18 protein-coding genes and 2 pseudogenes are annotated in these 24,939 nt (G+C 61.5%); 13 read left to right on the top strand and 7 right to left on the bottom strand.

Going from position 1 to position 24,939, the window contains the following annotated elements:
• The first annotated feature begins 80 nt into the window (after nt 1–80).
• The 4 genes from OC450_RS07705 to OC450_RS07690 all read left to right on the top strand — a co-directional run bounded on the left by OC450_RS07705 (nt 81) and on the right by OC450_RS07690 (nt 5,522).
• A complete protein-coding gene (locus OC450_RS07705; protein ID WP_211383250.1) occupies nt 81–1,643 on the top strand; it encodes an ABC transporter substrate-binding protein in 1,563 nt (520 codons plus the stop codon).
• Between the two features lie 156 nt (nt 1,644–1,799).
• Nucleotides 1,800–2,780: an ABC transporter permease gene (locus OC450_RS07700; RefSeq protein ID WP_211383251.1), complete on the top strand. Its 981-nt coding sequence runs from the start codon at nt 1,800–1,802 to the stop codon at nt 2,778–2,780.
• Nucleotides 2,781–2,782: 2 nt separating this feature from the next.
• Complete coding sequence (locus tag OC450_RS07695) at nt 2,783–3,700, top strand: ABC transporter permease (RefSeq protein WP_211383252.1); 918 nt, start codon at nt 2,783–2,785, stop codon at nt 3,698–3,700.
• Nucleotide 3,701: 1 nt separating this feature from the next.
• A complete protein-coding gene (locus OC450_RS07690) occupies nt 3,702–5,522 on the top strand; it encodes an ABC transporter ATP-binding protein (protein WP_262047590.1) in 1,821 nt (606 codons plus the stop codon).
• Nucleotides 5,523–5,681: 159 nt separating this feature from the next.
• On the opposite strand, the gene OC450_RS07685 is transcribed toward OC450_RS07690, so the two are convergent.
• Complete coding sequence (locus OC450_RS07685; protein WP_262047823.1) at nt 5,682–7,118, bottom strand: DUF1254 domain-containing protein; 1,437 nt, start codon at nt 7,116–7,118, stop codon at nt 5,682–5,684.
• Nucleotides 7,119–7,522: 404 nt separating this feature from the next.
• Complete coding sequence (locus tag OC450_RS07680; RefSeq protein ID WP_211383254.1) at nt 7,523–9,088, bottom strand: winged helix-turn-helix domain-containing protein; 1,566 nt, start codon at nt 9,086–9,088, stop codon at nt 7,523–7,525.
• A gap of 176 nt (nt 9,089–9,264) precedes the next feature.
• Between OC450_RS07680 and OC450_RS34405 the strand changes: the two genes are divergently transcribed.
• Nucleotides 9,265–9,654 (top strand): DUF1330 domain-containing protein, encoded by a 390-nt coding sequence (locus OC450_RS34405; protein WP_410050506.1) that lies wholly within the window; start codon nt 9,265–9,267, stop codon nt 9,652–9,654.
• A gap of 363 nt (nt 9,655–10,017) precedes the next feature.
• Here the strand turns inward: OC450_RS34405 and OC450_RS34400 are convergent.
• Nucleotides 10,018–11,067 (bottom strand): annotated as a pseudogene (locus OC450_RS34400) (MFS transporter); the annotation flags it as partial.
• Nucleotides 11,068–11,401: 334 nt separating this feature from the next.
• Here OC450_RS34400 and OC450_RS34395 point away from each other — a divergent pair.
• Nucleotides 11,402–11,530 (top strand): annotated as a pseudogene (locus OC450_RS34395) (transposase); the annotation flags it as partial.
• 181 nt (nt 11,531–11,711) lie between these two features.
• Here OC450_RS34395 and OC450_RS07665 read toward each other — a convergent pair.
• On the bottom strand, nt 11,712–13,118 hold the full coding sequence (locus tag OC450_RS07665) for an amidase (protein ID WP_262047587.1): 1,407 nt from the start codon (nt 13,116–13,118) through the stop codon (nt 11,712–11,714).
• A gap of 141 nt (nt 13,119–13,259) precedes the next feature.
• On the opposite strand from OC450_RS07665, the gene OC450_RS07660 reads away from it, so the two are divergent.
• Together OC450_RS07660 and OC450_RS07655 are read left to right on the top strand one after the other, a co-directional pair.
• Nucleotides 13,260–14,294 (top strand): aminoglycoside phosphotransferase family protein, encoded by a 1,035-nt coding sequence (locus OC450_RS07660; protein WP_249128961.1) that lies wholly within the window; start codon nt 13,260–13,262, stop codon nt 14,292–14,294.
• Nucleotides 14,291–15,247 carry a choline/ethanolamine kinase family protein gene (locus OC450_RS07655; protein ID WP_211383258.1) on the top strand — a complete coding sequence of 319 codons (957 nt, stop codon included), beginning with the start codon at nt 14,291–14,293 and terminating at the stop codon, nt 15,245–15,247. The genes OC450_RS07660 and OC450_RS07655 overlap by 4 nt, the downstream gene beginning before the upstream one ends.
• A gap of 18 nt (nt 15,248–15,265) precedes the next feature.
• Here OC450_RS07655 and hisN read toward each other — a convergent pair whose 3' ends face one another.
• From hisN to OC450_RS07640, 3 genes are read right to left on the bottom strand one after another with little or no spacing between them, the layout of a single operon-like run.
• Entirely contained in the window at nt 15,266–16,069 is an 804-nt protein-coding gene (gene hisN, locus OC450_RS07650; protein WP_262047586.1) for a histidinol-phosphatase, read from the bottom strand.
• 54 nt (nt 16,070–16,123) lie between these two features.
• The gene (locus OC450_RS07645) at nt 16,124–17,155 is read right to left on the bottom strand and encodes a helix-turn-helix domain-containing protein (protein ID WP_262047585.1); all 1,032 of its coding nucleotides are present in this window, start codon (nt 17,153–17,155) and stop codon (nt 16,124–16,126) included.
• 13 nt (nt 17,156–17,168) lie between these two features.
• Nucleotides 17,169–18,005, bottom strand: coding sequence for a DeoR/GlpR family DNA-binding transcription regulator (locus tag OC450_RS07640; RefSeq protein ID WP_211383261.1), 837 nt, complete (start codon nt 18,003–18,005; stop codon nt 17,169–17,171).
• A gap of 399 nt (nt 18,006–18,404) precedes the next feature.
• Between OC450_RS07640 and OC450_RS07635 the strand changes: the two genes are divergently transcribed.
• The 5 genes from OC450_RS07635 to OC450_RS07615 are packed head-to-tail and all read left to right on the top strand — an operon-like array spanning nt 18,405 to nt 24,900.
• Nucleotides 18,405–19,688 (top strand): aspartate aminotransferase family protein, encoded by a 1,284-nt coding sequence (locus OC450_RS07635; protein ID WP_249129048.1) that lies wholly within the window; start codon nt 18,405–18,407, stop codon nt 19,686–19,688.
• Nucleotides 19,689–19,706: 18 nt separating this feature from the next.
• Nucleotides 19,707–21,074, top strand: a complete 1,368-nt coding sequence (locus OC450_RS07630) for a glutamine synthetase family protein (protein WP_211383262.1) — start codon at nt 19,707–19,709, stop codon at nt 21,072–21,074.
• Between the two features lie 35 nt (nt 21,075–21,109).
• Nucleotides 21,110–22,495: an aldehyde dehydrogenase family protein gene (locus OC450_RS07625; protein WP_211383263.1), complete on the top strand. Its 1,386-nt coding sequence runs from the start codon at nt 21,110–21,112 to the stop codon at nt 22,493–22,495.
• Between the two features lie 9 nt (nt 22,496–22,504).
• Nucleotides 22,505–23,677 (top strand): iron-containing alcohol dehydrogenase, encoded by a 1,173-nt coding sequence (locus OC450_RS07620; RefSeq protein WP_211383264.1) that lies wholly within the window; start codon nt 22,505–22,507, stop codon nt 23,675–23,677.
• A complete protein-coding gene (locus OC450_RS07615; protein WP_262047584.1) occupies nt 23,674–24,900 on the top strand; it encodes an allantoate amidohydrolase in 1,227 nt (408 codons plus the stop codon). Before OC450_RS07620 ends, OC450_RS07615 begins: the two co-directional genes overlap by 4 nt.
• The last annotated feature ends 39 nt before the right edge of the window (nt 24,901–24,939 follow it).

Below are 24,939 nucleotides of genomic sequence, written 5' to 3'. Positions count from 1 at the left end.
CGCGAGACGATCGAAACGGCTGAGTGCCCCGCGCCCTCGGCAGCAGTTTCAGCGTTGCCAAAATCATCGAGGGATAGGACATGATCAACCGTAGAGACGTGATGTTAGGGGGGCTTGCCGGTGCCGCAGCGTTCGGCTTCGGACGGGTCAATCCGGACTTCCTGGTAAATTCCGCTTTTGCGGCCGAGGGCAAGGCGCTGCGTTTTCTCGGCGCCGAAGCACTGTCCGGCAATTGGGATCCAACCACGCACACCAATCTGGGTCAGTTGATCGTCGAGGGATTCGTCTTCGGCTATCTGACGCGGGCGCCGATGCGGCCGGACAAGCCGGACGAGCTGATCTTCGAGCTGGCCGAGTCCATGACGCCGATCGATGCTTCCACGATGGAGGTCAAGCTTCGGAAGGGCGTCAAGTTTCATGACGGCACGCCGTTTACGGCAGCCGACGTCAAGGCGACCTACGAGTATGGCTGTCAGCCCGACCGGCCGGCGCAGTGGTATCCGGGTCTCGTCACCATCGACGTCGTCGACGATTTCACCTGCCGCATCAATACCAAGGCGCACGGCTATCCGGCGGCGCTCTACTATTATCTCTCCTCGTTCCTGCCGATCATGTCTGCCAAGGACGTCGCCAACAAGGCGCAGTTGTCGGCTCGCATGAACGGCACCGGGCCGTACAAATACGTCGAGCAGAAGGGCGACACGACCGTTCTCACCGCCAATGCCGACTTCTTCCTCGGCGCGCCGAAGATTCCCGGCGTCGAGTATCATTTCGTCGGCGACACCACGACCCGCACGCTGTCGTTGCTGAATGGTTCGGCGGACATCATCGAGCGGCTGGAGCAGGAGCAGGTCGAGACGATCTCCAAGGATGCTCGCTTCAACATCCACAAGGCGGTCTCGGTCGAGAACAAATATCTGTTCTTTCGCTGCTCCAAGAAGCCGTTCGACGATCCGCGCATCCGGCTGGCGGCCTGCCACTCCATCGACCGCAAGCAGGTGCTGGAGGTGCTTGGCGTCTCGGGGACCTATTCCAAGGCGCATATTTCGCCGGTGAAGTTCGGCTATGCGGAGGTCGCCGAATATCCGGAGTTCGATCCGGCCAGGGCCCAGAAGCTGCTGGCGGAAGCCGGCTTCCCGAAGGGCCAGGGCCTTCCCGAACTCACCTATTACACCTCGGTCGGGTTCTATCCGAAGACCAAGGAATATGCCGAACTGATCACCGGCATGCTCCAGGAGCAGGGCTTCAAGGTCAATCTCCAGACCCTCGAAGTCGCGGCCTGGGGCAACTTGCTCTATGACAAGCCCGGCGGCGGCGAAGGCAACATGATCGACTGCGGCTGGTGCACGGGGTCGCCCGAGCCGGATCTGGTGCTGCGCACCCACTTCCACTCGTCGTCGAAGCGCATTACCGGCATCGTCGACAAGGACATCGACGCGGTGCTCGACAAGGAGCGCAATGCCACCTCCATCGAAGAGCGCAAGAAGATCATCCAGACCGAGACACTGCCGACCATCGCCAAGAAGGCGCCGGCACTCGCGTTGTTCACGTCGGTCTTCATCCACGCCTACAGCAAGAAGCTGGACGGCCTCTACATCTATCCGAACGGCATGCAGGACATGACCAAAGCCACGCTGGCATGATGATTGCTCAAGCAGGTCGGACTTGTCCGATCTGCCTGTTTTCTGAGGTCAGGTGCAGGTCGGACTTGTCCGGCCTGCCGGTCTTCTCGGGTCGGCGGCAGGCCAGACAACCCGGCCTGCCGGAACTCCCGACGAATGCAAGGGTAGCTCTTCCCGATGTTGATTCTGGAATTCCTGGTCAAGCGGATCGCGCAGGGTCTCCTGATCGTCTTCATCACCTCGTTGATCATCTTTACGCTGCTGCGCGTGGTTCCAGGCGATCCTGTCCGTCTGATCGTCGGCGGAATGGCGCCGCCCGATGTGGTCGAAAAGGTGGCGACCAAGATGGGGCTGCGCGACCCCATCATCGTTCAATATGGCCGCTATATGAGCGGTCTGCTCCAGGGCGATCTCGGACAATCCTATCTTCGGCCGCGTAGCGGCATGATTGCGGCCGGTGGGCAATATGTCGATCCGACCAAGTCGGACATGGCGCTGGTGACCGACCTCATTCTCGAACGCTTGCCGTTCACGCTGCAATTGGGCGGTATGGCCTTGTTGTTCGCGCTGCTGATCTCGTTTCCGGTCGGAATTGCCGGCGGTCTGCATCAGCATCGATGGCAGAACGCCCTGGCGTTCGGCATGCAGTCGCTGTTCGTGTCGATCCCGAATTTCTGGCTTGCGATCGTTCTGATCCTGTTTCTGTCGATCAAGCTGAAGCTGCTTCCGGCGCTCGGCTACCAGGGCTTCTCCTATGTCATTCTGCCGGCCCTGGTGCTGGCGGTGGAGATCGCGCCCTTCATCATCAGGACGCTGACGACGTCACTCGGCGAGGTGATGCAGGCGCCGTTCATCGACGAAGCCCGGGTTCGCGGCCTGTCGCGCCGCCGCATCGTCTATTCCCATGCGCTGCGCAATGCCGCGGTGCCGCTGGTCAATTTGCTCGGCATCCAGCTTTCGACCCTGATCGGCGGCGTGCTGGTGATCGAATACATCTTCGATTACCCGGGCCTCGGCAATCTGACCGTCGTCTCCGTGGTCGGGCGTGATTTCCCGGTCATCCAAGGCATCGCCATCACGACCAGCGCGGTGTTTGTCTTCATCAATATCATCGTGGATCTGGTCGCCTATCTCATCGATCCTCGCGTGGAGATCTGACCATGACGGCGACCACGGTCATCGCTGCTGAGCTTGAACCTCGATTGGCCCGTATCCGGTCGGTCAACCGGCGAATCCTGGCCGCGGCCTGGGGCATGTCGAGCTTCAAGATCGGCTTCTTCGTCTTCATCGCACTGCTGCTCGCGTCCGCGATCTATCCCGAAGTGTCCTCGGTCAGCGCCACCAAGATGGTGGTGAAGGACAAGTTCCTGGCGCCGGTCTATCTGGGCGACAAGTGGACCTGGGATCACGTGCTGGGCACGGATCAGCTCGGCCGCGACATCCTGATGCGCAGCCTGATCGGGCTGCGGTATTCGCTGCTGGTCGGCATCGTCACGGTGCTCCTGATCTTCGTCATCGGTTGCGGTCTCGGCCTGTTCGCAGGCTTCAAGGGCAAGTGGTGGGACACCATCATCATGCGGATTACCGACGCTCAGCTGTCGATTCCAATGATCATCCTGGCGATCACCATTCTCGGCGTGTCGCGGCCGACCGTCCCGACGATCATCATCGTGCTGGCGCTGTCCGGCTGGCCGCTCTACGCGCGAGTGGCCCGTAGTGCCGCAGTCGCCGAGCGCGGCAAGGAATATGTGCGCGGTCTGCGCGTGCTTGGGGCCGGGGACTGGCGGATCCTGTTGCTGTTCGCGGCGCCCAACATCCTGCCCCCGATCGCGTTCGTCGCGGTGCTCGATGTCGCCCGCATGATGATCTTCGAAGCGATCCTGGGTTTCCTTGGGCTCGGCATTCAGCCGCCGACCCCAAGCTTTGGCAGCATCATCGCCGATTCCCGCAAATATCTGCTCAACGCCTGGTGGATCGGAACCGTCCCGGGAATCTTCCTTGCCGTCGCGCTCACCTCGATCAATCTCATGGGCTCGGCGCTGGAAAAGGCGCGCAACCGCATCTATGGAGGTCTCTGAGATGGATCTCTCGCTCATTCTCGAAATCGACGATCTGACGGTCGGTGCCACGACACCGGGGGCGGCTCCGATTCTCGATCACATCAGCTTCCGCCTCAGCACGTCGGAGATCTTCGGTATCTACGGCGAGAGCGGTGCGGGCAAGACGGTGCTCAGCCGCGCGCTGGCGAACTGGTTGCCGGAAAGCCTGCAGTATCGGGCCGGACGGGTCGCCTTCGCCGGTCATGACATCCTCGGCGCCGGAGCGCGGGAGGTCCGGGTCGGACGCGATATCGCCTATATCGGCTCCAAGCCGCAGAGCGCGCTTGATCCGACCGTGCCGGTTGGCGTCCAGATCGCGGAGAAGCTGCACAGCGTCAGGCCTGAATGGAATGGCCGCGAATGCCGCGACCGAGTCATGCAGCTCCTCGGCGAGGTCCGAATTCCCTCGCCAAAGGAGCGCTACTGGGACTACCCGTCGAAATTTTCCGGCGGCATGATGCAGCGCGCGATGATCGTGGATGCCATTTGCGCCGAGCCCGCCGTGCTGATCGCAGACAATGTGACCCAGCCGCTCGATGTGACCATTGCCGCGCAGATCGTGGCTTTGCTCCATGACCTCTGTACGCGCCACAAGATGGCGACGATCTACCTGTCCTCCTCCTTACCGACACTTGGCCAGTTCGGAGATCGAACGGCCGTGCTGTACCAGGGCCGCTTCGTCGAGCAACAGCCATTCGACGAGCTATTGGCTTCGCCGCAATCCGATTACACGCGCAAGGCGATCGCGAGCGTGCCGCGAATGTGGGAGACGGCGGAGGGGCCGCTTGCCCGCCGTCAGGCTCAAGGCGAGGCCCCTTTGATGAAGGTGGAGAACGTCCATCGCACCTACCGCGCCCGCAAGCGCGGGACGTTCAACAGCCACAGCAACATACAAGCGGTGCGCGGCGTCACGCTCGACATCATGCCGCGCGAGAATTTCGGCATTGTCGGTGAATCCGGCTGCGGCAAGTCGACCCTGACCCGGCTGCTGGCCTGGCTGGAGACCCCCGACAGCGGCAGCATCGTCTTGAACGGGACTTCGCTGGGCGCGCTGTCATCGCGGGAGCTGATCCGCAAACGCAACGAGTTCCAGCTTCTCTTGCAGGATCCCTACAATGCCTTGCCGCCGCGTACCACGGTCGGCCGCATGATCGAGGAGAGCCTCCTGATCCGCGGGAGTATCAAGCGCGCCGATTTGCGAACGCGGGTGATCGCGGCGATGGCCGAAGTCGGTCTCGCCGCCGAGCTTTACGACCAGCTGCCCAACGCGCTTTCGACCGGCGAGCGGCAGCGCATTTCGATCGCGCGAGCGCTGATTCTCGATCCCAAGCTCCTGATCCTCGACGAGACCTTGTCGGCGCTGGACCAGCGCGAGCAGGGCAGGCTGATCGAGCTGTTCTCGAAATTGCAGGAAAAGAACGATCTCACCTACGTCTTCATTTCGCATGATCTGGCGATGGTGCGGAAGGTCTGCACGCGGATCGCCGTGATGTATCTCGGCGAGATGGTGGAGATTGCCGACAACCACGATCTCTTCTTCGATCCGCAGCATCCCTATACCAAGGCGTTGCTGTCGGCGGCCCCGACGCTGGAGCAGAAGCCGTTCGATCCCTCCGATTTCCTGCTGGAGGGCGAGCCGCCCAGTCCGATCGACATCCCGGCCGGTTGCAGCTTTGCGTCGCGCTGTCCGAAGGCGTTCGGCCGTTGCCGGATGGAGACGCCGGCGCTCGTCGAGCATTCGCCCGGACGTTTCGCCGCCTGCCATCTTCTCGATGGCGATCAGGCGCAGGCGGCGGCGTAGAGATGAGGCCGTGAGCTGCATAAACCCACTGGATGGCAGCTTGTCAGTGCCGGCTATGCTCCGATAGCTGACTTATTGTTGCGTGGCAGCGAAACGACGCTATGGGCCAATCGCAGCAGAAGTCGCCATCCTGCAGAGATCCGAGCGTCCGGTATTGTATCAAACTCGCTTCACACCCGGCGGCTGCCAAGTGCCTTCGCCTGCCGGAAGGATAGAAGGCGGCGTTGTTTTCGGCCAGTAGAGTCGCATCACCAGATAGATCGGACCGTTCGGAGCCGGCAGCCAATTGGCTTCCTTGTCGGCCCCCGGTGATTTGTTCTGGACGAATAGCGTCAGCGACCCATCCGGGTTTGCTTTCATGGCCGGCAGCATCGGTGAGTTGACCAAATACCGGTTGATCGGATTTTCGATCAGTAACTGCGTCTTGCCGTCATACATCGTAAGAGACCAGAAGGCATTTACCGGCGGCTGCTGACCCGGCGGGAATGTCAGCGTGTAATTGTGTTTGCTGCCATCGAGCGTTTGACCCTCGCTGTCGGAGCGGGTCAAAGGATACATCGCCTCCACCGGGTCGTTGCCGTATATGCCAGCCTTGGCGGCGGCGGCGCGCTTCAACCAATCGCCGTTGTAATGGGCGCTGTCACCCGGAAGCCCACTCACCCTCCAGCCATTGATCGCCTTGCCGGCATTGGCCACCGCCTCATCGACTTTTCGTTCGCCTTCTTTCATGCCCAAGCCGATCTCCAGCTTGTCCTCGATCGAGAGGTCCTTGAAGTTGAGCGACTTGCCTGGCCCGATGCCGATACGCGCGAGCTGGGCGCGCATCTCTTTCTCGTTTGCTTCCGCGGGTGCGAACTGCAGAGCAAAGTCGAGGAAATCGAAGAAATTCGTCTTCACGAGTTCCTTGTCGATTTTTGGGAAATCGATGGCCGGCGCGGCGGGCGGCGGCGCCTGCTTCAGATAGCCGGAGAGTGTCTGCACGGTGTAGCCGGCCTGAACCTTCTTGACGTTATCGAGGTCGTCGGGGCTGAAAAGTTGGGTACGATATCCCGCCACCGAAAACTGCGTGCCCGATCGGAAGACTTTCTTGATCCCGTGCGGGGTAGCGCCTTTCCAGTCGGGGCCGACGACCATGTAATCGCCGGCCTCGCTGCCCGTTGCCCGAGTACCGATATAGCCATAGTTGTAGGTGTTACCGTCGCAGAGCATGACCGAGTAGTAGCGCTTAGGGTCCACCGCAGGGACGGAAAGGATGATCGGCTCCGCCCGCAAGTCCATCCAGACGAACGAATAGGGCGTGTCGCTGTTCGGCGTAGGAATGGCCGTGTCCTTGTAGGTGAACACGTTGGGTTCGTTCTTGAGCTGATTGAAGGGCGCCTTGAACTGCCCGGAATTGCGATCAACTGCGTACTCGTACATGACGGCGTAGTTCATCACGATAGGCAGGCCATATATGAAGCCCGCCTCGGCAACGTCTTTTGCTTTCAGGAAGCCGGGGCGGTCGGCAGTTGTCTGCGCCCATACCGGGAGCGACGTCGTCGCAATTGAGACGCCGGTAAATGCCGCGCTGCGTAAGATTTCGCGTTTCGTAAACAAGGGTGCACTCCTTACGGCGTTGGTCCCCCGGTCCGGCAGCGTGCTGAGTTCGCGCGGCATCGAGGCCGTTTGGTCCTTAGACGGATACTGAGTACTTACAGAAACAGAGCAGCAGTTCGTCCGGGTTGACCTAAATCAAGGATGGCCGCTTAGGGTCATTCGCGTTGGTTGGCCGGACCTTGGGCGACTTCCGGTCTGCCCGAGTGAACGGACATTCTCAGGATAGTCGCGCATGTCTCAGAGGGGCCCATGAGCGGACATGAAGTGTTATTCGATGACCTTGTCAGCGCGTATGAGTAACGGCGCACGGCCCTCTTGGGGAGTCCCGAAACAAAAAGGCGGAGATTGATTATCCGACCTGGAGCATCTTGAAAGTAAGCTGCAATGAGTTGATCAGGAAGGATCTACTCCTTCCAGCCGGCCTTACGCAGCCCCTCCAGCAAAGGCGAGTATTCTGCGCTGCAGAATTGTGGCGGTCGCTGCCTAACATACATTTCGAACGAGGACGGCGATATCGCCTGCAAGGTTTGCAGTACCTTCTGCGCTTCGCCTGCACTGCCGAGCTGGCCCAAAGATGCCGCCAGCCAGCGATAGGCAAATGGGTGGCTCGGATAGTGCCGTATGACTTGTCGCGCGGTAAGCGCCGCTTCCTCGTAGCCGCCGTCGATATAAAGCGATGATGCGATCTGCGTAAGCCGGATCGGACGCGCAATATCAAAGGGGTTCAGGCTGAAATACCGCTTGATCGCGTCGCGGCCTTGCTGCCGACGCCCGGCATATCCCAGAGCTGCACCCTTGACTCCCCAGGCGTCTGGGCAACTCTCGCGTACGGAGAGTATCATATCCGCCTCCCGGATAGCACCTTCCAGATCGCCCTTTAGCAGGGCGAGTAGCGCCAGGCGCGAGCGCGCATCCGTATCGTTCTCGTCGAGCCCGATGGCCTTGCGGACCAGGGGGGCGGCCAACTCGCAACTCTCGGCAATGGACATTTCGCTGAAGGCCGATGAGGCGGCCGTGTATGTGAAGGCGATGGCGCCATAGCCCCTGCCAAAATTTGGGTCGAGATCGACGGCACGCTGAAAGAGCGACCGGGCCAACGCGTTGTTGGCAGCATCGGATTTTGACATATGCCAGAGGCCACGCTGGTAAGCCTCCCAAACCTCAAGCTGTTCGGATGACTTGTGTTGGGAGCGCTTCAGGTCGGCGTGGCGGATTGCCGGCAAAATCGCTGAGACGACGGCCTCCGCAAGCTCGTCATGGAAAGCCGGATCACGGCCGCGATCGAGGTCGTAATGCTGGCCCCAGATTTGCGCGGCCGTCGTTGTGTCAATCAGCCGCCCGGTGACACGCACGCGAAATCCCGCCGCGCGCACGCTACCATCCAGCACGTAGCGCGCGCCAAGCGCGCGGCCGATCTCCCGCGCATCGCGTGTTTCGGAGGCAGCGGACCGGGGCTCGCTTGCAATCAGGACGAGCTCACGAAACTTCGACAGTTCGGTCAGCACATCCTCGGTGAAGCCTTCGCCGAAAATTTTAAGGCTGGGGTCGCCGGACAGGTTGTCGAAGGGCAAGACGATGATTGAGGGTCGACCGGAAAAGTCTCCCGCCAATGCCGGCGCCTCGTGAGAGATGTCGGGGGTCGGCGCGCCGGAATGTCCACGCTCCTCCCGCACCGAACCTACGAACCGGAAACCCTTGCGCGGGAACGTCTTCAGGAGACGCTGCTCCCTTCCGTTGTCGCCGATTGCATCCCGGACCACGTTCAGACGGGTGGTCACCGCGTTTTCGGAGACGATGCGGCCGCCCCAAATGGCGGCGATCAGATCATCGCTGCTGACGACGCGATCTCGGTTGCGGATCAAGTAGACGAGAAGGTCGAACGCCTGCGGCGCAGTGGGCAGAACGTCAGCCCCGCGCCGTAGCTCGCGGCCGTCCGTATCCAGGCTGTAGTTCTCAAAGAGATAGCGCATAGTGGCGCTCCCCGGATTGGTTTACGGTTGCCCTTGTCCAGTCTAGCAAAAACCAGCCGTTGGTGAGGAAAATGTGAGCCGGATGTGAAGCGAGCCTGCCGGGGCGCTACTAGGCTCGTGTCATTCGACGCTCCGCACACGGCGGTGATCGAGGCAGGCGCTGGCGGGAGGACAATATGAGAACTCGATATACGGTCTTACTGGCGCTGCTCGCCGGTGTCGCAATCGGTGGCTTGTCGGTCCAAGGGCTGCAGGCGCAAGCCAGGCTGAAAGCCTATAGTATTGGTGAGATCGTCCCGATTGGCGGTGCGACAGTGTCGCCGAGCTACCTCGCTGCTGCCAGGAAGGCGCTGGCCGACGCCGGTGGACGCTCCATGGGCACCTTGAAAGGGAGGATCTTCCACGCAGAGGGCGAGCCGCCCCCCGTTAGCGTAGCCATGACTGAGTGGGACAGTGCAGACGCCGCCAGGGCATTTTTCCAATCCAAAGCCTGGAAGGACCTTGCGCCCGAGGGGGAGAAGACTGCGAAAACGATACGGCGGTACATCGTTGAAGTTGAGCCGTAGTCTCGGATCACCAAAGGTGGTCAAAAGCGTAGGCCGCTTCTTTTGTTGAAGATTGCCCCGGCGTCTGCTGGCGGCGCTGCAGCCACCGGGTGCGTGCTTGAAACCGTTGCGGATGTGCTCCGCGCCATACGAGCGAGCACGAGCGCGGCGACGCTCGCCACCAACGCCGGCACCGCCGCCGCGATGAACAGCGATTGCGCGTCCACGCCGCGGGCGAGCATGATTCCACCGATTAACGGCCCCACGATCGATCCGATCCGGCCAAAGCCGATTGCCCAGCCGACTCCGGTTGAGCGCGATGGTCGGATAATAGGTCGCAGCCAGCGCAATCGCAGCGATATGGCCGCCGACTAAAAAGAACCCTGCACATGAGATCGCGAAGATTGCGAACGCTATCGATTGACCGCAAAAGCCCACTATCGCTATCGCGATGGCCGCGATAAGAAACGCAAGCGAGAGCGCGCGGAACGAGAAGCGGTCGATGAATCGCCCGAGCGTCAAAGTACCAACTATGCCGCCCACTTGCAGCATGGCGCCGACGACCGCGGCCACCGAGACTGAGGCCCCGAGATCGTTCAGCACAGTGGGAAGCCAGTTCAACAATAGATAGAGGTCAAGCAGGCTCATAAAGAAAACTGCCCACAACACGAGCGTCGCCAAGGCGCGCCCCCCGTTGAAGAGATAGGCGATGGGCAGGCCCACGAGCGTCGCCTCACGGACTCTAAAGCGCATCGCGGACGGGAAGCGCACGGATGGCGCGACCTGCGTTAGGAGCTCGGCAACGCGCACGTCTGCTCGGCCGGAGAGCGCGAGGAAACGGACGGACTCGGGCAGGCGGGCGGCAAGGAACGGAACCATGAGAAGCGGCGCAATACCGCCGATCAAAAAGACGGATCGCCAGCCGAAGATCGGGATCAGCGCCGCTGCGATTAGCCCGCTGAGCGCAGAACCAACAGAAAATCCGACGAACATTGCCATGACCATCGTCGCGCGCCGGCGATCTGGGCTGAATTCCGAAACGAGCGCGATCGCGTTTGGTAGGGCGGCGCCAAGGCCAAGACCGGTGAGAAAGCGGATGAGGAGAAGGCCGGCGATGTCCTGAGCGAAGACTGTGGCAAGCGTGCCTAGGCCGAAGACGGCGGTGCTGAGGACGATGATGCGCTTGCGCCCGATGCGGTCGGCGAGTGGACCAAAGAGAAGTGTGCCGACCATATTCCCCACGAGGCCAGCGCTGAAGACTGGGCCTAGTCCGCCGCGCGCGAGGTTCCAGTCGTGGGCAAGCTCCGGTGCGACATAGCCGATCCCCTGTGTGTCGAAGCCGTCGAGTAGAAGCACGGCGGCGCAGGCGAGCAACAGCCGAATTTGAAAGCTGCCAATCGGCTGCTCGTCGACGAATGCGGTAACGTCGGTCATACTGGGCGCACACTGGTAAGCCTCTGTCATGCCTCCACTCACTGCAATGCTTTTAACATGCGCCCGGGCAACTGCCCCACGGTCACATTTTGCCGTGAATTCGGAGCGTTATTCAACAGACAAGAATCGATAACGATGTCCGTTGTGGGTCATTCGCGACCGGGGCGAACCGGAGGCAAGTCTGGCCATGTCCGTTATTGCACGGAAAGCGGATATGAATTCAGAGCGCTAGAGACGCCGCCGCGCACCACCAAAAGTTTGTAGATGCTGGAGGAAGCCATGATTCAATCTCTGAAACAGCAGCCTCAAATCATGCGCGACGGCCATACGGCCGATGCTGCCGAACAAGCCTCGTTGCGTCGGCGGGGCAATGATCGCCGCGTGTGAATGGCATCGTTCGGGCGCTCCGTTCGATGCGCCATGGCGTGACCTCCCGGCAGCCTATGGTCACCGCACTACTTGCTCGCCAGCAAGGAGCATGGGTGAACATTCCCACCAAACGAAATTTAAAACTGTGATGATGGTACTCTACCAGTGTTTTGCCCGACGCGTCAAATCGATTTCGTAAAATCCGTAGGGCGCGTTGAGATTTCTACTGTGCATGGGGTTGTTTTCGATGTTTTTGTTGTCCGGCCGTGGAAGCCTCAGGGCCTTGGCTTGAACGGCCAGTCCATCTTGACGGCCCGCAGATCTTCCAGCGCCTTGGTCACCTGCAGCACGCCAAGATCGTCGAAGCGATGGCCGATGACCTGGACGCCGATCGGCAGATGCCGGGAATCAAACGCCATGTTGACCGTTGAGGCGGGCTGGCAGGTCTGGTTGAACATTGCGGTGAACAGCGTGTGCTCGAGTGGCATCTCACGGGAGACACCCGGTTCTTCCGCCGGAAAGTTCACCACCGGCAACACCGGTGAGATGACATAGTCCCAGCCTTCGAATGCTCCCAGCAGCGCCGCTTTCATCTTGGCGATCCGGCCCAGGGCCCGATAGAGGTCGGCGCCTGAGTGCCTGGCTCCCCCCAGGCTCCACGCGCGAACATAGGGATTGATGTCGCTTGGAGCGTCGCTGTGTTGCGGCAGGGACGTGTATTCGAGATAGCCGCGGACCTGCAGGAACAGGTCGATCGCTTCGTAGGCGTCGTGGTCGAGCGGCGAGACGAACGGTTCGACAATGGCGCCGGCTCCGGCGAGCAGCTTTCCGGCGGCCTCGACGGTCTCGCGCACGACCGCCTCGGGCTTCATGCCAAAGCCCATGTCGGTGAGGACGCCGATCTTCAATCCCTTCATATCCCGCTGGAGGCGCTCGTGATAGCGCACGCCGTCGGCGGGCAGGCTCCAGGTGTCGCGCTCGTCCTGCCGCGTCAGCACGGTCAGCAGGCGGGCGATGTCATCGACGCTGCGGCCCATGGGGCCGGCCATGCGCATGGTATCGGCAGGCAGATGCGGCACGCGTCCGTGGGTGGGCTTCAGTCCGGCGAGGCCGCAATGTGCGGCCGGAAGGCGGACGGAGCCCGCGATGTCCGTGCCGACCGAGACATATCCGGCGCCGGCCGCAACGGAAGCGCCGGCGCCGGCCGAGGAGCCGCCGGTGTTCCAGGCGAGCCCCCACGGGTTGCGGGTAATGCCGTGCAGCGAGCTGATGCCTGACGCCATCAGGCCGCAATCCGGCATCGTGGTTTTTGCAAAGATCACCGCACCGGCTTCCCGCAGCGCGATTGCCGGCGGTGAGTCGTAATTTGACGGCGGCAGGCCGCGGTTGGCCCCGATGCCGTGAAGGTAAGGCCAGCCGACCATGGCGACGCTGTCCTTGACGGTCATCGGCACGCCGTCGAGCGGACCCAGCGCAGCTCCGGCCTTCCATCGCGCTTCCGAGCGTTGCGCGCCAGCCATGGCCTGCTCCGGACGGAAGCAGAACAGGGCGTTGATGGCGCCATTGACGCTCTCGGAATGGCTGAGCGTGGCTCGCAGCACGTCCACCGGCGATAGCGCGCGCGAGGCGTAGGCCTCCGTCAACTCGGCAAGGCTCATCCCGATCGATTCTGCAGCTGACATGGTGGGCCTCGATGGGTGGCGTCCCGGATCACTGTCCGGATAGCGAAAATAGCCAGCGTTGGGGTAGAGCCGCTGCTCCAACGGCATGATTTGGTGGAGCGCGAGGCATCCCTTTTGCATCTGTCCTGATCAAAATCTGTCTTGATCAAATTTGGCGGACATGAAGGTCGGCTGAACGGCAACCGCAAGAGATCAGAAGTCGCCATGAGTCAATCTGGAACGCGTCAATCTGGAACGGAACTGGCCACCATCCGCAATTGCGTTGCCGAGCTCCCCGGATGGGGGTCCGGCGACATCGTGATCGAACCTGCTATCCCGATCCTGGCGTCGCCAAGCTGGCGCGGCGTCGACGGCTTTCCCTGGCGCGCCACCAGGAAGGGCGGTGGCGAGAGCATCTTCATCAAGAATATGGATCGCGATGCGGAGCTCTATATCGACGTGGCGTGTGCCTTCGAGGCGGCGCAGCGTGCATCTGATCTCGGCATCGGCCCGAAGGTGCTCAAGGCCGACCCGCAGGCAGGCCTGCTGGTGATGAAGGATCTCAACCAGGGCTGGCGGGTCGGCACATTGGAGCGGATGCTCGAACCCGACATCGTCGATGCCGTCATTGCGGCGATGCGCCTGTTTCAATCCGGACCACCGTTGCCACGCCGCAAAAGTGTCTTCGATGAGATCGAGCATTTCTATGCCGCGGCGGCGGCCGCGAAAGCCCAGTTGCCGCAGGATGCCGAATGGCTGGTCAAGGAGCTGCGCTTTGCAGCCGACGCCTTTCGGCAGCTGGATATCAAAGCGGTGCCGATCCACGGTGACGGCAATGTCTCGAACATCCTGATCAGCGACGCAGGCGAGGTTCGTCTGATCGACTGGGATCGCGCGACGACGGCCGACCCGTTGGAGGACATTGGCAGCTTCCTCGTCGAGGCCTTTGCGCAGGAGCCTGAGGCGCGCGACGCTTTCACCCGCAGCACGGGGACGTTCGAGGAGGGTGCATTCAACCGGGCGCGCATCTATGGCGTGGCGGATGATCTGCGCTGGGGATTGATCGGCGCGCTGCTCGCCGCCAAATCGGCGCGCAATACGCTGGAGTTCTACAAATTTGCCAGTTGGCGCTTCGTGCGTTGCCGCATGGCGGTCCGGGAGCCCCGCTTTGGCGAGATGCTTCGGAGGATCGCATGACCGTTCGCAGAAAAGTTGGTGAGGCGACCACGCTTCACGAACGCAACGTCGAAGCTGCGATCGCTCGCGTCCCGCAATGGCGCGGCAAGGAGGGCGCCTATGCGCCGTTGGTCGGCGGCTTGTCGAACCAGAACTGGCTGGTCGAGATTTCCGGCGACGGGCGCCGCTATTTCGTCAAGGTGCCGGGCGAGGGCTCGGAAATGTTCATCAACCGCGTCACCGCCAACGAGGCCGCGCGCAATGCCCATGCCATGGGTGTCGGGCCGGAGGTCATCTTCTTCGACGCGGCGGACGGGCTGGAGATCAGTGAATTTCTGGAGGGCTATCGCGCCTGCACCAACGCGGATTTCGGCGATTCCGCCATCCAGTCCGACGTTCTCGATCTCTATCGCCGTCTGCATGGCGGCCCCAAGCTCGGCCAGACCAAGACGATCTTCGACATGATCGAGGAACATATCGCGCAGGGCAAGGAACTGGGGGCGCATTTCCCGCAGGACATGCCCTGGCTGATGCACCGCTACAATCAGGCCAAGTCAGCCTTCCTGGCGTCGGGCCTCGATCTCGTGCCGTGTTTCAACGACCCCATGCCAGGAAATTTCCTCATTCCGGCCGAGACCGGCGCCCCCAGGCCGATGAAGCTGATCGACTACGAATTTGCGTCCAACAATGAGCGCAGCTACGAACTCGGCGTGCTGTTTGCCGAGATGTTCTTTGATGAAAAACTGACAGAAACTCTCATCGAGCAATATCTGGGCGAGGTTCGTCCGCAGATGACCGCACGCGTCATTCTCAACCGTGCGCTCGCGGATATGAAATGGGCCTCATGGGCGGTCGTCAACCGCAAGCTCAATAGCTGGGATTTCGACTACCAGAAGTATGGTGTCTGGAAGTACATGCGTGCGCACGACGTGATGTACGACCCACGCTGGGATAGCTGGTTGCGGCTGGTGTGAGCCGGCTGCCTCTCGCGACTACTGTTTCAGGATGGCCAGGGCCTGCTCGAGCAGGCTTTCGTTCGCCGCGGCGATCACGCGTCCGTCGGAGTCCGGTGTGAGCGGCTGCCCGTCCCAGTCGCGAATAATTCCGCCGGCGCCCTCGACCACGGGAATCAATGCCATGAAGTCGAACGACTTGAGCGACGTCTCTACGACGAGATCGCAGTGGCCGGATGCCAGCAGCCCATACTGATAGCAATCGCCGCCAAATCGTCGGAACATGGCCTTCCTGCTCAACACGTCGTAACGAGCCCAATCCTGCGACGTAAAGAAGTCCGGCGAGGATGTATAGATCTGTGCGTCTTCCAATTTCGCCGTGCGGCTCACCCTGGCGGGCTCTCCGTTGAACGTGACGCCGCGCGGCGTCCCGTACCACCGTTCAGCCAGGGCCGGCATGTCGATCATGCCGGCGACCACCGTATTTTTCCGCTCGTCGGTGAGTGCGACAAGCGTGCCGAACAACGGCATTCCGGAAATGAAGCTCTTCGTTCCGTCGATCGGATCGAGATACCAGGTGTAACGACCGCCGAGGGTTGATCCCATCTCCTCTCCGAGGATGCCGTGATCGGGGAAACGCGCGCTGATCAAGCGCCGCAATTCGACCTCGATAGTGCGATCAGCAATCGTTACCGGCGTCAGATCCTGCTTGCGTTCGAAATCGGTGCTTGAACGGAAGTACGTCAACGCGATCCGGCCGGCCACGTCGGCGAGCTCATGGAAGAAAGAAGCGAGTTCGTTCGCAGAAATCTTGTCTTGAATGTCGTCCAATGCTTGCTCCATGGGGAAAGCACGTCGCGCGTGAACGGCGCAACGGCCGGCCTTGGAAATTTGGCTCTAAACCGTCTCGCGAAGCTCTTGCTTGTGGACGTCCCAATAGGGCGAACCAAAGGCTTTGCGCGAGGGGGCCAGTCGGGGCGAGGGCGATCCCTTCGCCTGCGTAGGGCGGACGCCTGTGCCTGGTTGCGCTGCGGCTGCCCGGGCCTGACGAACGTCGCGCGGTGCCACCTTGAAATGGCGGCTGAAGCAGCGCGAGAAATGCGAGACGTTCTTGAAACCGACTTCGTAGGCAACCTCGGACACGGTACGATGGCCTTTCGGGTCGGCAACCAGAATTTCGTAGGCCCGCTGCAACCGCTTCGTCTGGACGAACTGGCTGACCGTCGTCTCGTTGTCGGTGAAGAGACTGTAGAGATAGCTCAGCGAGATCCTGCTGCTGGCCGCAATCTTCTTCGGTGACAGGGACTGGTCGCCGAGATGGCTTTCAATGAAATCAACGATCCGGCGGCGCAGATGATAGCGCGAATTGCGAACATCCGTGGCGGCGCCCCGGTCTTCCGAGCCGATCGTGAGCACCACGAAGCTGACGACTTCGGTCGCGAGCGCCTCTGGATTCGGCGGCGGGGACTCAATGAACAGCTCAGCCACGTTTCCGATCATTCCGGCCAGCAGGCGGGTCATCTGCTCGTTCGGCTTGAAACGTCGGCTGACGTGATCTTCGATCGAGACGAGACGTCCACGCAACTCCGCGGCCGGGATCCGAAGCACCAGAAAGCGCGCGGTCTTGTCGGACGACAATTCGTAGAAGGCGAGTTCGCTGAGCAGGACATATTCGCCGGCTCGGGCAGTACCAACGCGGCCGTCCTGGCTGAACGCCACACATCCCCCAAGAGGAAATACAAGCACGTAGGAAGCGTCGTGGATGCTAGAGATACGTTTGCAACTGCAGCTGAACGCTCGATGCGGCTCGACAAGTTCGAGGTCCAGGCGTCCGATCCTGGTTCGGTGATGCAGTGCAGGACCCTTGTCTCCATCACCATCAAGGCCGGTAAACTCCTCGCGAGACGCAAGAGATGTGAGGCTTGCCATGGTTGGGTCTTTCTCAGGGTTGGGCAACAATCAACTCCGTACCGGCTTCGCGGAGTGCCGTCGCGAGAGATCCTTCCGGTTGCCGGTCGGTAACCAGACGGTCGATATCGGTCCATTGCGCAAACACGGTCAGAGCGCGCTGGTCGAACTTGCTGTGATCGGCGACAAGGATCGCTTCCGCAGCGCGCTTCACCATCGCGCCATAGATCGCGCCGGCTTCGTCATCCGCATCGTTCGCGCCCCGGGCGCTGATGCCTGTCGCACTCACGATGGCGCGATTGGCCTCGTAGCTGTTGATGCTGGCGATTGTCTGCGTACCGAACACGTAGCCTTCGGTCGGGTGATAGCGGCCCGGGCAGCACAGAACCCTGATGGATGAGTTGACCGCGAGCGCCTCCGCAATCGCATAGTCGTGCGTGATGACAGTGATGTCGCGCGCGCGCGAAGCCAATCGTCTCGCGATGTGAAACGTCGTGGCGCCGGCGGCCAGCATCAGAACTTCGTTTGGTAGAACGAGGTCGGCGATCACGGCGGCGATCGCCTCGCGTTCGGCGATCATGAGCGCCTTGCGATCAGTGAGAGCCGGTTCGAGCGCAAACGGGCGGGAAGCGCCCCCATAGGTTCGGTTGATGAGCTTCTGTTCCTGAAGCTCGACGAGGTCTCGGCGTATGGTCTCACCGGATACACCAAGTGCTGCCGCAATCTCGGAGGCTCGCAGGGTAGGAGCGGCGGTGAGTTGTGCGATGATGTGCTTGTGCCGCGCCAGCTTCGAGAAGCGATCGCCATCGGTCTTTCGTGGCCGCTTGTCGGCCACGGAGGCGTCGCTGGTGTGTAGCGGCTTGCTCGTCATTGACGTGTCCTCACCTGCGTCAGCCGTCGGGACAAGGAAGTCTTTCTCACGGAGACGTGGAAAGATACACTAATTATGTGGCAAGTCCCTCAAATTTTGGGCAGCCTGGTGCCCAGTATCTCTGCAAGTGACGATCCTCATTTATCTAAACCATTGATACTAGTATAGTAAGTTCTGGAATGCGGCGTTGTGTGTCTCAGGCTCTGATCTCTTTTGCCTCCTGCCAGCTTGTCGTTGTGGGAATTCGCACATTTCTCCAAGCTGATCGTGGAATGGCTGCGGCGCGATCGCCTCGGCGATCGCTTTGATTTGTGCAAGGCGCGGTCAGAGAGGCGTGTGGTGCAGCGGGAAAGAGAAATTCTGGCGTTGAACGCCTTCGACCAGAGCCGTGCGTCCGCGATGGACGCCGAACTCGGGGAGTCGGTGCAACGACGCCTGCGGTCCTTCGGCAAGGCTTCGGTCCTGTTTTACCAGGAGCCGATCCGAATGGAGCGGGCCGAAGGCGTCTACATGTTCGACGTCGAGGGCCGCCGATATCTCGATCTCTATAACAACGTCCCGTCGATCGGGCATTCACACCCTCGCGTCGTCGAGGCCGTCCGTAGCCAGGTCGGCGTGCTCAACACCCACACGCGCTACCTCAACGACGTGGTGGATGCCTATGCCGAGCGCCTTCTGGAGACATTCCCGCCCGAGATCGATCATCTGGTGCTGACGTGCACCGGTAGCGAGGCTAACGATCTGGCGCTGCGGATCGCGAAGGTCGCGACCGGCCGGGCCGGCTTCATCGTCACGGAGGCGGCGTATCACGGCAACACTGCGGCCGTGACCGACGTATCGCCGTCGTCACGTCCCGGTCAACCATTGCCATCCCATGTGCGGGTGGTGCCGGCACCCGAGATGTTCCGCAATCCTGTCGGCGATCCCGGTCGGCGTTTCGCCGACGGTGTTGCTGCGGCAATTGCCGATCTCGAGCGAAGTGGTGTCGGGTTTGCAGGGCTGCTGGTGGACACGATCTTTTCGAGCGACGGCGTCTTTGCCGAACCGGCCGGCTTTCTGGCACCGACCATAAGGCTCGTCCGCGAACGCCGGGGGTTGTTCATCGCCGACGAGGTGCAGCCCGGTTTCGGACGCACCGGTGCAGCCATGTGGGGCTTCGCGCGCCATGGTGTTGTCCCTGACATCGTGACCATGGGCAAGCCCATGGGCAATGGGTTTCCTATGGGAGGCGTCGCTCTGCGTGCGCCGCTGCTCGACAGTTTTGCGGCGGAAGTGAAGTACTTCAACACGTTCGGCGGCAATCCAGTCGCGGCCGCAGCTGGGCTTGCGGTGCTTGACGTGATCAAGGATGAGGGCCTGTTGCAGAATGCGCGCGAGGTCGGACGTCATCTGATGGACGGATTGCGCGAGATCGGCAATCGCCACATCCAGATCGGGGACGTTCGCGGCGCCGGTCTGTTCATCGGCCTCGAGCTTGTGCTTGATCGCGACAGCAAGGAGCCGGCACCGGAGCACGCAATCATGCTGATCAACCGCCTGCGCCAGCGCGGCTTCCTGATCGGTGCTGCCGGGCCATTCGGCAGCACGCTCAAGATTCGTCCACCGCTGTGTTTCGGCACGGATCACGCGGATATGTTCATCACCGCCTGCGACGAAGAGTTGCGCGCGATCTCGCTGGCCTGAGGGGCTCGTTCAAAGTTCATGGATGCAAGAAACGTAAAAACCGCCGCCGATGCCAAAGCTCTGGTCGAAGAACGGGGTCTGTCCCACATCAAGCTCGGGGTCGTCGATCTCGATGGTGTCATTCGTGGAAAATATCTCGCGCGTGACAAGTTCTTTGGCGCACTGGAGAGCGGCCTCAGCTTCTGCGACATCGTCTTCGGTTGGGACTCCAACGACCAGATGTACGATGCCGGCAAGTTTACCGGGTGGCACACGGCCTTTCCGGACGCCATTGCTCGCATCGATCCTGCGACCTGTCGCGATATCCCGATGGAAGGGAACATGCTGTTCTTCCTCGGCGAGTTCGAGGGCGAGGCGGAAAAGCTGTGCCCGCGGCGGTTACTTCGCAGGGTGATCGATCGCGCTGAAAATATGGGCTTTGCCCCATCAGTCGCTGCCGAGTTCGAATTCTTCGTGTTCGACGAAACCCCTCACAGCGTGCGGGAAAAGGGTTATCGCGAGCTGAAGAATCTCACGCCGGGCTGGTTCGGCTATTCCATGCTGCGCGCCTCCGTGGAATCGGACTTCCATCGCTCGCTCCTCAAGCTGTGCAGCGAGATGGATATGCCGATCGAGGGCCTGCATACCGAGACGGGCCCCGGCGTCCTGGAGGCGGCGATCCAGTACACCGATGCGCTCGCAGCTGCCGATCGCGCGGTGCTGTTCAAGACGTTTTCAAAGGTCTGGGCCGAGCGTCAGGGCAAGATGCTCACCTTCATGGCCAAATGGTCGAACGCGTATCCCGGCCAATCCGGGCATCTGCATCTTTCGCTGCGAGACGAGGACGGCAAGCCGGTATTTTACGAGGCCGGGCGTCCTGGCGACATGTCCGACACCATGCGCTGGTTTGTCGGCGGCCAGCAGGCATTGCTGCCGGAGCTGCTCGCGATGGTCGCGTCAACCGTGAACAGCTATTCGCGTCTGGTGCCGGGCTTCTGGGCGCCGACCGATGCGACTTGGGGAATCGAGAATCGCACCTGTGCGCTGCGGGTCATCCCCGGCAAGCCAGCGAGCCAGCGTGTGGAATACCGGGTCGCTGCCGCCGATATCAATCCGTACCTTGCGATCGCGGCAGCACTGGGATCGGGGCTGTGGGGAATCGAGAACAAGATCGAACCGAGCGAACCGATCACCGGAAATGCCTATGAGCGAACGCACGCACCCGAGCGTGCGTTTCCGCGCACGCTATCGGAAGCTGCCGAGCGGTTGATTGCTTCGCAGGCGGCCCGCAACCTGTTTGGCGACGCCTTCGTCGATCACTACGCCATGACGCGGCAGTGGGAGGAGCGCGAGTTCCGCAAGGCCATCACCGATTGGGAACTTGCTCGCTATTTCGAGATCATCTGATCCCGTTGTTCCTTCTCTCAAATGAGTGACATCCCGTGAACGACATTGTGTGCATTTCACCGGTTGACGGCAGCGAGGTTGCCCGGCGCCCCATCGCAACTGACGCGGAGATTGTGACGGTCCTCGAACAGGCGCGACAGGCCCAGCAGGAATGGTCGACGGTCCCGCTCGCGGAGCGTAAGGCCAAGATGCTTGCCTTCCTTGACGTGATGCGACTGCAGAACGGCGAGGTCGTCCCGGAACTCGCCATGCAGATGGGGCGCCCTGTACGCTACGGCGGCGAGCTGCGCAGCCTTGAGGAGCGCGTTCGCGGGCTGGTAGAACTCAGCGACGACGCGCTAGCGCCGGTCGTGCCGACCGAGCGCTCCGGCTTTCGTCGCATGGTCAAGCGGGTGCCCGCGGGCATTGTGCTGGTGATCGCACCCTGGAACTATCCTTACCTGACGGCTGTCAACGCGATCGTCCCGGCGCTGCTGGCCGGCAACGCTGTGATCTTGAAGCATGCCGCGCAGACCTTGCTCGTCGGCGAACGCTTCCAGTCGGCCATGGATCGGATCGGCTTGCCGACCGGACTGTTCAGGACATTGACTCTCGACCATGCTGCGACCGAAAGGCTGATTTCATCCCGTTCGGTCAATCATGTGAACTTCACGGGATCGGTTGGCGGCGGGCGGGCGGTCGAACGGGCGGCGGCGGGGACCTTTGTCAGTCTCGGGCTGGAATTGGGCGGGAAGGACCCCGCCTATGTGCGCCCCGACGCCGACTTTGATTTTTCGGTCGAGCAACTCGTGGACGGCGCCTTTTACAATTCCGGCCAATGCTGTTGCGGCATCGAGCGCGTTTATGTGCACGAACAGATCTACGGTCGCTTCGTCGACGCCTTTGCGGATCTGACCTCCCGCTATCAGCTCGGCAATCCGCTGTCGCAGGAGACGACACTCGGTCCCATGGCGGCAATACGTTTCGCCGACACAGTTCGCGCGCACATCGACGAGGCCATCTCCAGGAATGCCCGCCCGCTGATCGATCCGAAGCAATTCTCCGCCGACAGGACAGGGACGGCGTATCTGATGCCCCAGGTTCTCATCGATGTCGATCATTCCATGCGGGTGATGATGGAAGAGAGCTTCGGGCCTGTGGTCGGCATCATGAGGGTTTCGTCCGACCAGGAGGCCGTCTCGCTCATGAACGACAGCCCCTACGGGCTGACAGCGTCGATTTGGACCGAAGATGCCGTCGCAACCGAACTCATCGGCGATGCCATCGCCACGGGCACCGTGTTCATGAACCGCTGCGACTATGTCGATCCCTCGCTCGCTTGGACCGGCGTCAAGGACACCGGACGCGGCGCCGGCATGTCGCGCTTCGGCTTCGAGGCGCTGACCCGGCCGAAATCATTCCACCTTCGCATCGAGCATTGAAAGCTGCACATGGACGTTAAAATCACCGGAGCCTGGAACTTTCCGACGCGCGTCATCACCGGTCCGGGCCGCATCGCCGAACTTCCCGAGGCCTGCCGAACCTACGGTCTTGTCCGGCCTTTGCTGGTCACTGACCACGGTCTCGCCAAGACCGATCTCATCGCCGGCATCATCAATCGCGTTCGCGAGGCGGGCATACCACTCGGCGTATTTTCCGACGTGAAGACAAATCCGACCGAAGCGAACCTCACCGCAGGGGTGAGCGCGTTCAAGGCCGGCGGCCACGACAGCGTGATTGCGGTCGGAGGAGGCTCGGCGCTGGACGTCGGAAAATGTGTGGCGCTCATGGTTGCGCAAACTCGGCCGGTGTGGGATTTCGAGGATGTCGGCGATTGGTGGACCCGCGCCAACACGGACGGCATTGCGCCGATCATCGCGGTGCCGACGACCGCCGGCACGGGGTCCGAAGTTGGCCGCGCCGGCGTGATCACGCGCGAAGACACCCATGAGAAGAAGATCATCTTCCATCCCATGATGATGCCGAAGATGGCGATCGAGGATCCCGAGCTTGCGGTTGGCCTCCCGCCATTTCTCACGATGGCGACCGGCATGGATGCGCTGTCCCACTGCTTCGAGGCCTATTGTGTCAGGGCATTTCATCCGCTCGCCGACGGCATTGCCCTTGAGGGGATGAAGATCGTCGACGTCTACCTGCCGCGCGCGGTCGAGAATGGTCGGGATCTCGAAGCCCGATCCTACATGTTCGCGGCGGCGTCGATGGGAGCTACCGCGTTCCAGAAGGGACTGGGCGCGATCCATTCCGTGTCCCATCCGGTCGGTGCGCGCTACGACACTCATCATGGGCTGACGAATGGCGTGGTCTTTCCCTACGTCGTCGTTTGCAACAAGGATGCGATCGCCGACAAGATTCCGCAAATTGCTCGCGCGCTAAATCTGCCAAGCCATGATTTCGACGCGGTGCTGTCCTGGATCCTGGGCTTGCGAAAGAAGCTTGGCGTGCCGCATACCTTGGCCGAGCTCGGTGTGAAGGAGAGCGACGCCCGGACAATTGCCTCCGATGCGGTGAAGGATCCGACCGCGGGCGCCAATCCCCGGCAGTTGACCGAAGCGGACTTCGAGCGACTGACACTTGCAGCCATTCGCGGCGATCTCGGAACATGACCGTCTTGCACGATCTCATCGCAAGTTTCGCGGCGATTGGCGCCACTGACGACGGCGGCGTTTGCAGGCTTGCGGCAACGGTGCTCGACAAGGAGGCGCGAGACCTCTATTTGCGCGAGATAGGTAACCGCGCCCTCGTCCCGAGGATCGATGCGATCGGTAACATGTTCGGCGTCGCAATTCTTGCACCTGCGTCGGACGACGTTGTGATCACCGGCTCGCACCTCGATTCTCAGCCGACGGGCGGCCGATACGATGGGGCCTATGGGGTGTTGGCGGGACTCCTTGCGGTTGAAGCGGTTCGCGAGCGCTGTCTTGCCAACCCCGGTACTGCACGACGCAACCTGGCGGTCGCGAACTGGACCAACGAGGAAGGAGCCCGTTTTCAGCCCAGCCTGAGCGGCAGCTCCGTTTTCGCCGGTAGCTTGAGCTTGCAGGATGCCTATGCCTGCGCGGACGGCGACGGCGTTACGCTCGGCGCGGCGCTGGCCGCGATCGGCTATTGCGGTGTGACGCCGCTGGAATACCGCCCAGCACGTTATGTGGAACTGCACGTCGAGCAGGGCGATCGGCTCGAGCAGGTCGCAGGGGACATTGCCGCAGTTTCCGGTGCCTGGATGACTCGCAAGATATCGGTCGTCTTCGAGGGAGATTACTCGCATACGGGACCGATGCCGATGCCTCTGCGCCGCGACGCGTTGCGCGCGGCGGCTCGCGCGATCGAAGCCCTCTACGTCGAAGTCGCGCGCGAAAACGCCGGCGCGCACGCGTCCGCGGCGCGCATCAGTGTTTACCCGAATTCACCGAATGTGGTGGCAGGCCGTGTCAGAGTCTGGTTCGAGATCCGACATGAAGACGAAGCCATGGTTGTCGCCATCACCGACCGCTTTCTGAAGCGGATCGACCGCGAGGCTCGCGAGATCGGAGTCGGCATCTCGATCGCCGCCGACGAGAAGAGATCCGCGCCTTCGCTGGATCCGCACGGAGCCGAATTGGTCCGTTCCGCGGCGAGGGATCTCGGCCTCAAAGTCACGACCTTCAAAACCATCACCGGCCACGACGCACTGGCGATCCAAAAGCGTATTCCGGCTTCGCTTATATTTGTGCCGAGCCAGGGAGGTCTCAGCCACAATCCGCGTGAATTCACGGCACCAGATGCGCTCGACAAGGGCTATGCCGTGCTGGCGGAGACGTTGTGGCGCATGGTCACGGCGCAAGATTGATGTAGTTGCGGCCTTGCGGTGTCGTACCGCTCATTCCAA

It is taken from the genome of Bradyrhizobium sp. Bra78 (assembly GCF_024519855.1).
GTDB classification, from domain to species: Bacteria; Pseudomonadota; Alphaproteobacteria; order Rhizobiales; family Xanthobacteraceae; genus Bradyrhizobium; species Bradyrhizobium japonicum_G.
The sequence above is the reverse complement of the archived record's forward strand: the minus strand, read 5'-3'. Positions and strand labels throughout refer to the sequence as shown.

What these genes read in the sequence shown, in the direction of transcription:
- OC450_RS07620 (WP_211383264.1), top strand. Translation starts at nt 22,505, where the DNA reads ATGGACGTTAAAATCACCGGAGCCTGGAACTTTCCGACGCGCGTCATC.
- OC450_RS07640 (WP_211383261.1), bottom strand. Translation starts at nt 18,005, where the DNA reads ATGACGAGCAAGCCGCTACACACCAGCGACGCCTCCGTGGCCGACAAG.
- OC450_RS07615 (WP_262047584.1), top strand. Translation starts at nt 23,674, where the DNA reads ATGACCGTCTTGCACGATCTCATCGCAAGTTTCGCGGCGATTGGCGCC.
- OC450_RS07630 (WP_211383262.1), top strand. Translation starts at nt 19,707, where the DNA reads ATGGATGCAAGAAACGTAAAAACCGCCGCCGATGCCAAAGCTCTGGTC.
- OC450_RS07665 (WP_262047587.1), bottom strand. Translation starts at nt 13,118, where the DNA reads ATGTCAGCTGCAGAATCGATCGGGATGAGCCTTGCCGAGTTGACGGAG.
- OC450_RS07635 (WP_249129048.1), top strand. Translation starts at nt 18,405, where the DNA reads ATGGACGCCGAACTCGGGGAGTCGGTGCAACGACGCCTGCGGTCCTTC.
- OC450_RS07680 (WP_211383254.1), bottom strand. Translation starts at nt 9,088, where the DNA reads ATGCGCTATCTCTTTGAGAACTACAGCCTGGATACGGACGGCCGCGAG.
- OC450_RS07695 (WP_211383252.1), top strand. Translation starts at nt 2,783, where the DNA reads ATGACGGCGACCACGGTCATCGCTGCTGAGCTTGAACCTCGATTGGCC.
- hisN (WP_262047586.1), bottom strand. Translation starts at nt 16,069, where the DNA reads ATGGAGCAAGCATTGGACGACATTCAAGACAAGATTTCTGCGAACGAA.
- OC450_RS07690 (WP_262047590.1), top strand. Translation starts at nt 3,702, where the DNA reads ATGGATCTCTCGCTCATTCTCGAAATCGACGATCTGACGGTCGGTGCC.
- OC450_RS07645 (WP_262047585.1), bottom strand. Translation starts at nt 17,155, where the DNA reads ATGGCAAGCCTCACATCTCTTGCGTCTCGCGAGGAGTTTACCGGCCTT.
- OC450_RS07655 (WP_211383258.1), top strand. Translation starts at nt 14,291, where the DNA reads ATGACCGTTCGCAGAAAAGTTGGTGAGGCGACCACGCTTCACGAACGC.
- OC450_RS07700 (WP_211383251.1), top strand. Translation starts at nt 1,800, where the DNA reads ATGTTGATTCTGGAATTCCTGGTCAAGCGGATCGCGCAGGGTCTCCTG.
- OC450_RS34405 (WP_410050506.1), top strand. Translation starts at nt 9,265, where the DNA reads ATGAGAACTCGATATACGGTCTTACTGGCGCTGCTCGCCGGTGTCGCA.
- OC450_RS07705 (WP_211383250.1), top strand. Translation starts at nt 81, where the DNA reads ATGATCAACCGTAGAGACGTGATGTTAGGGGGGCTTGCCGGTGCCGCA.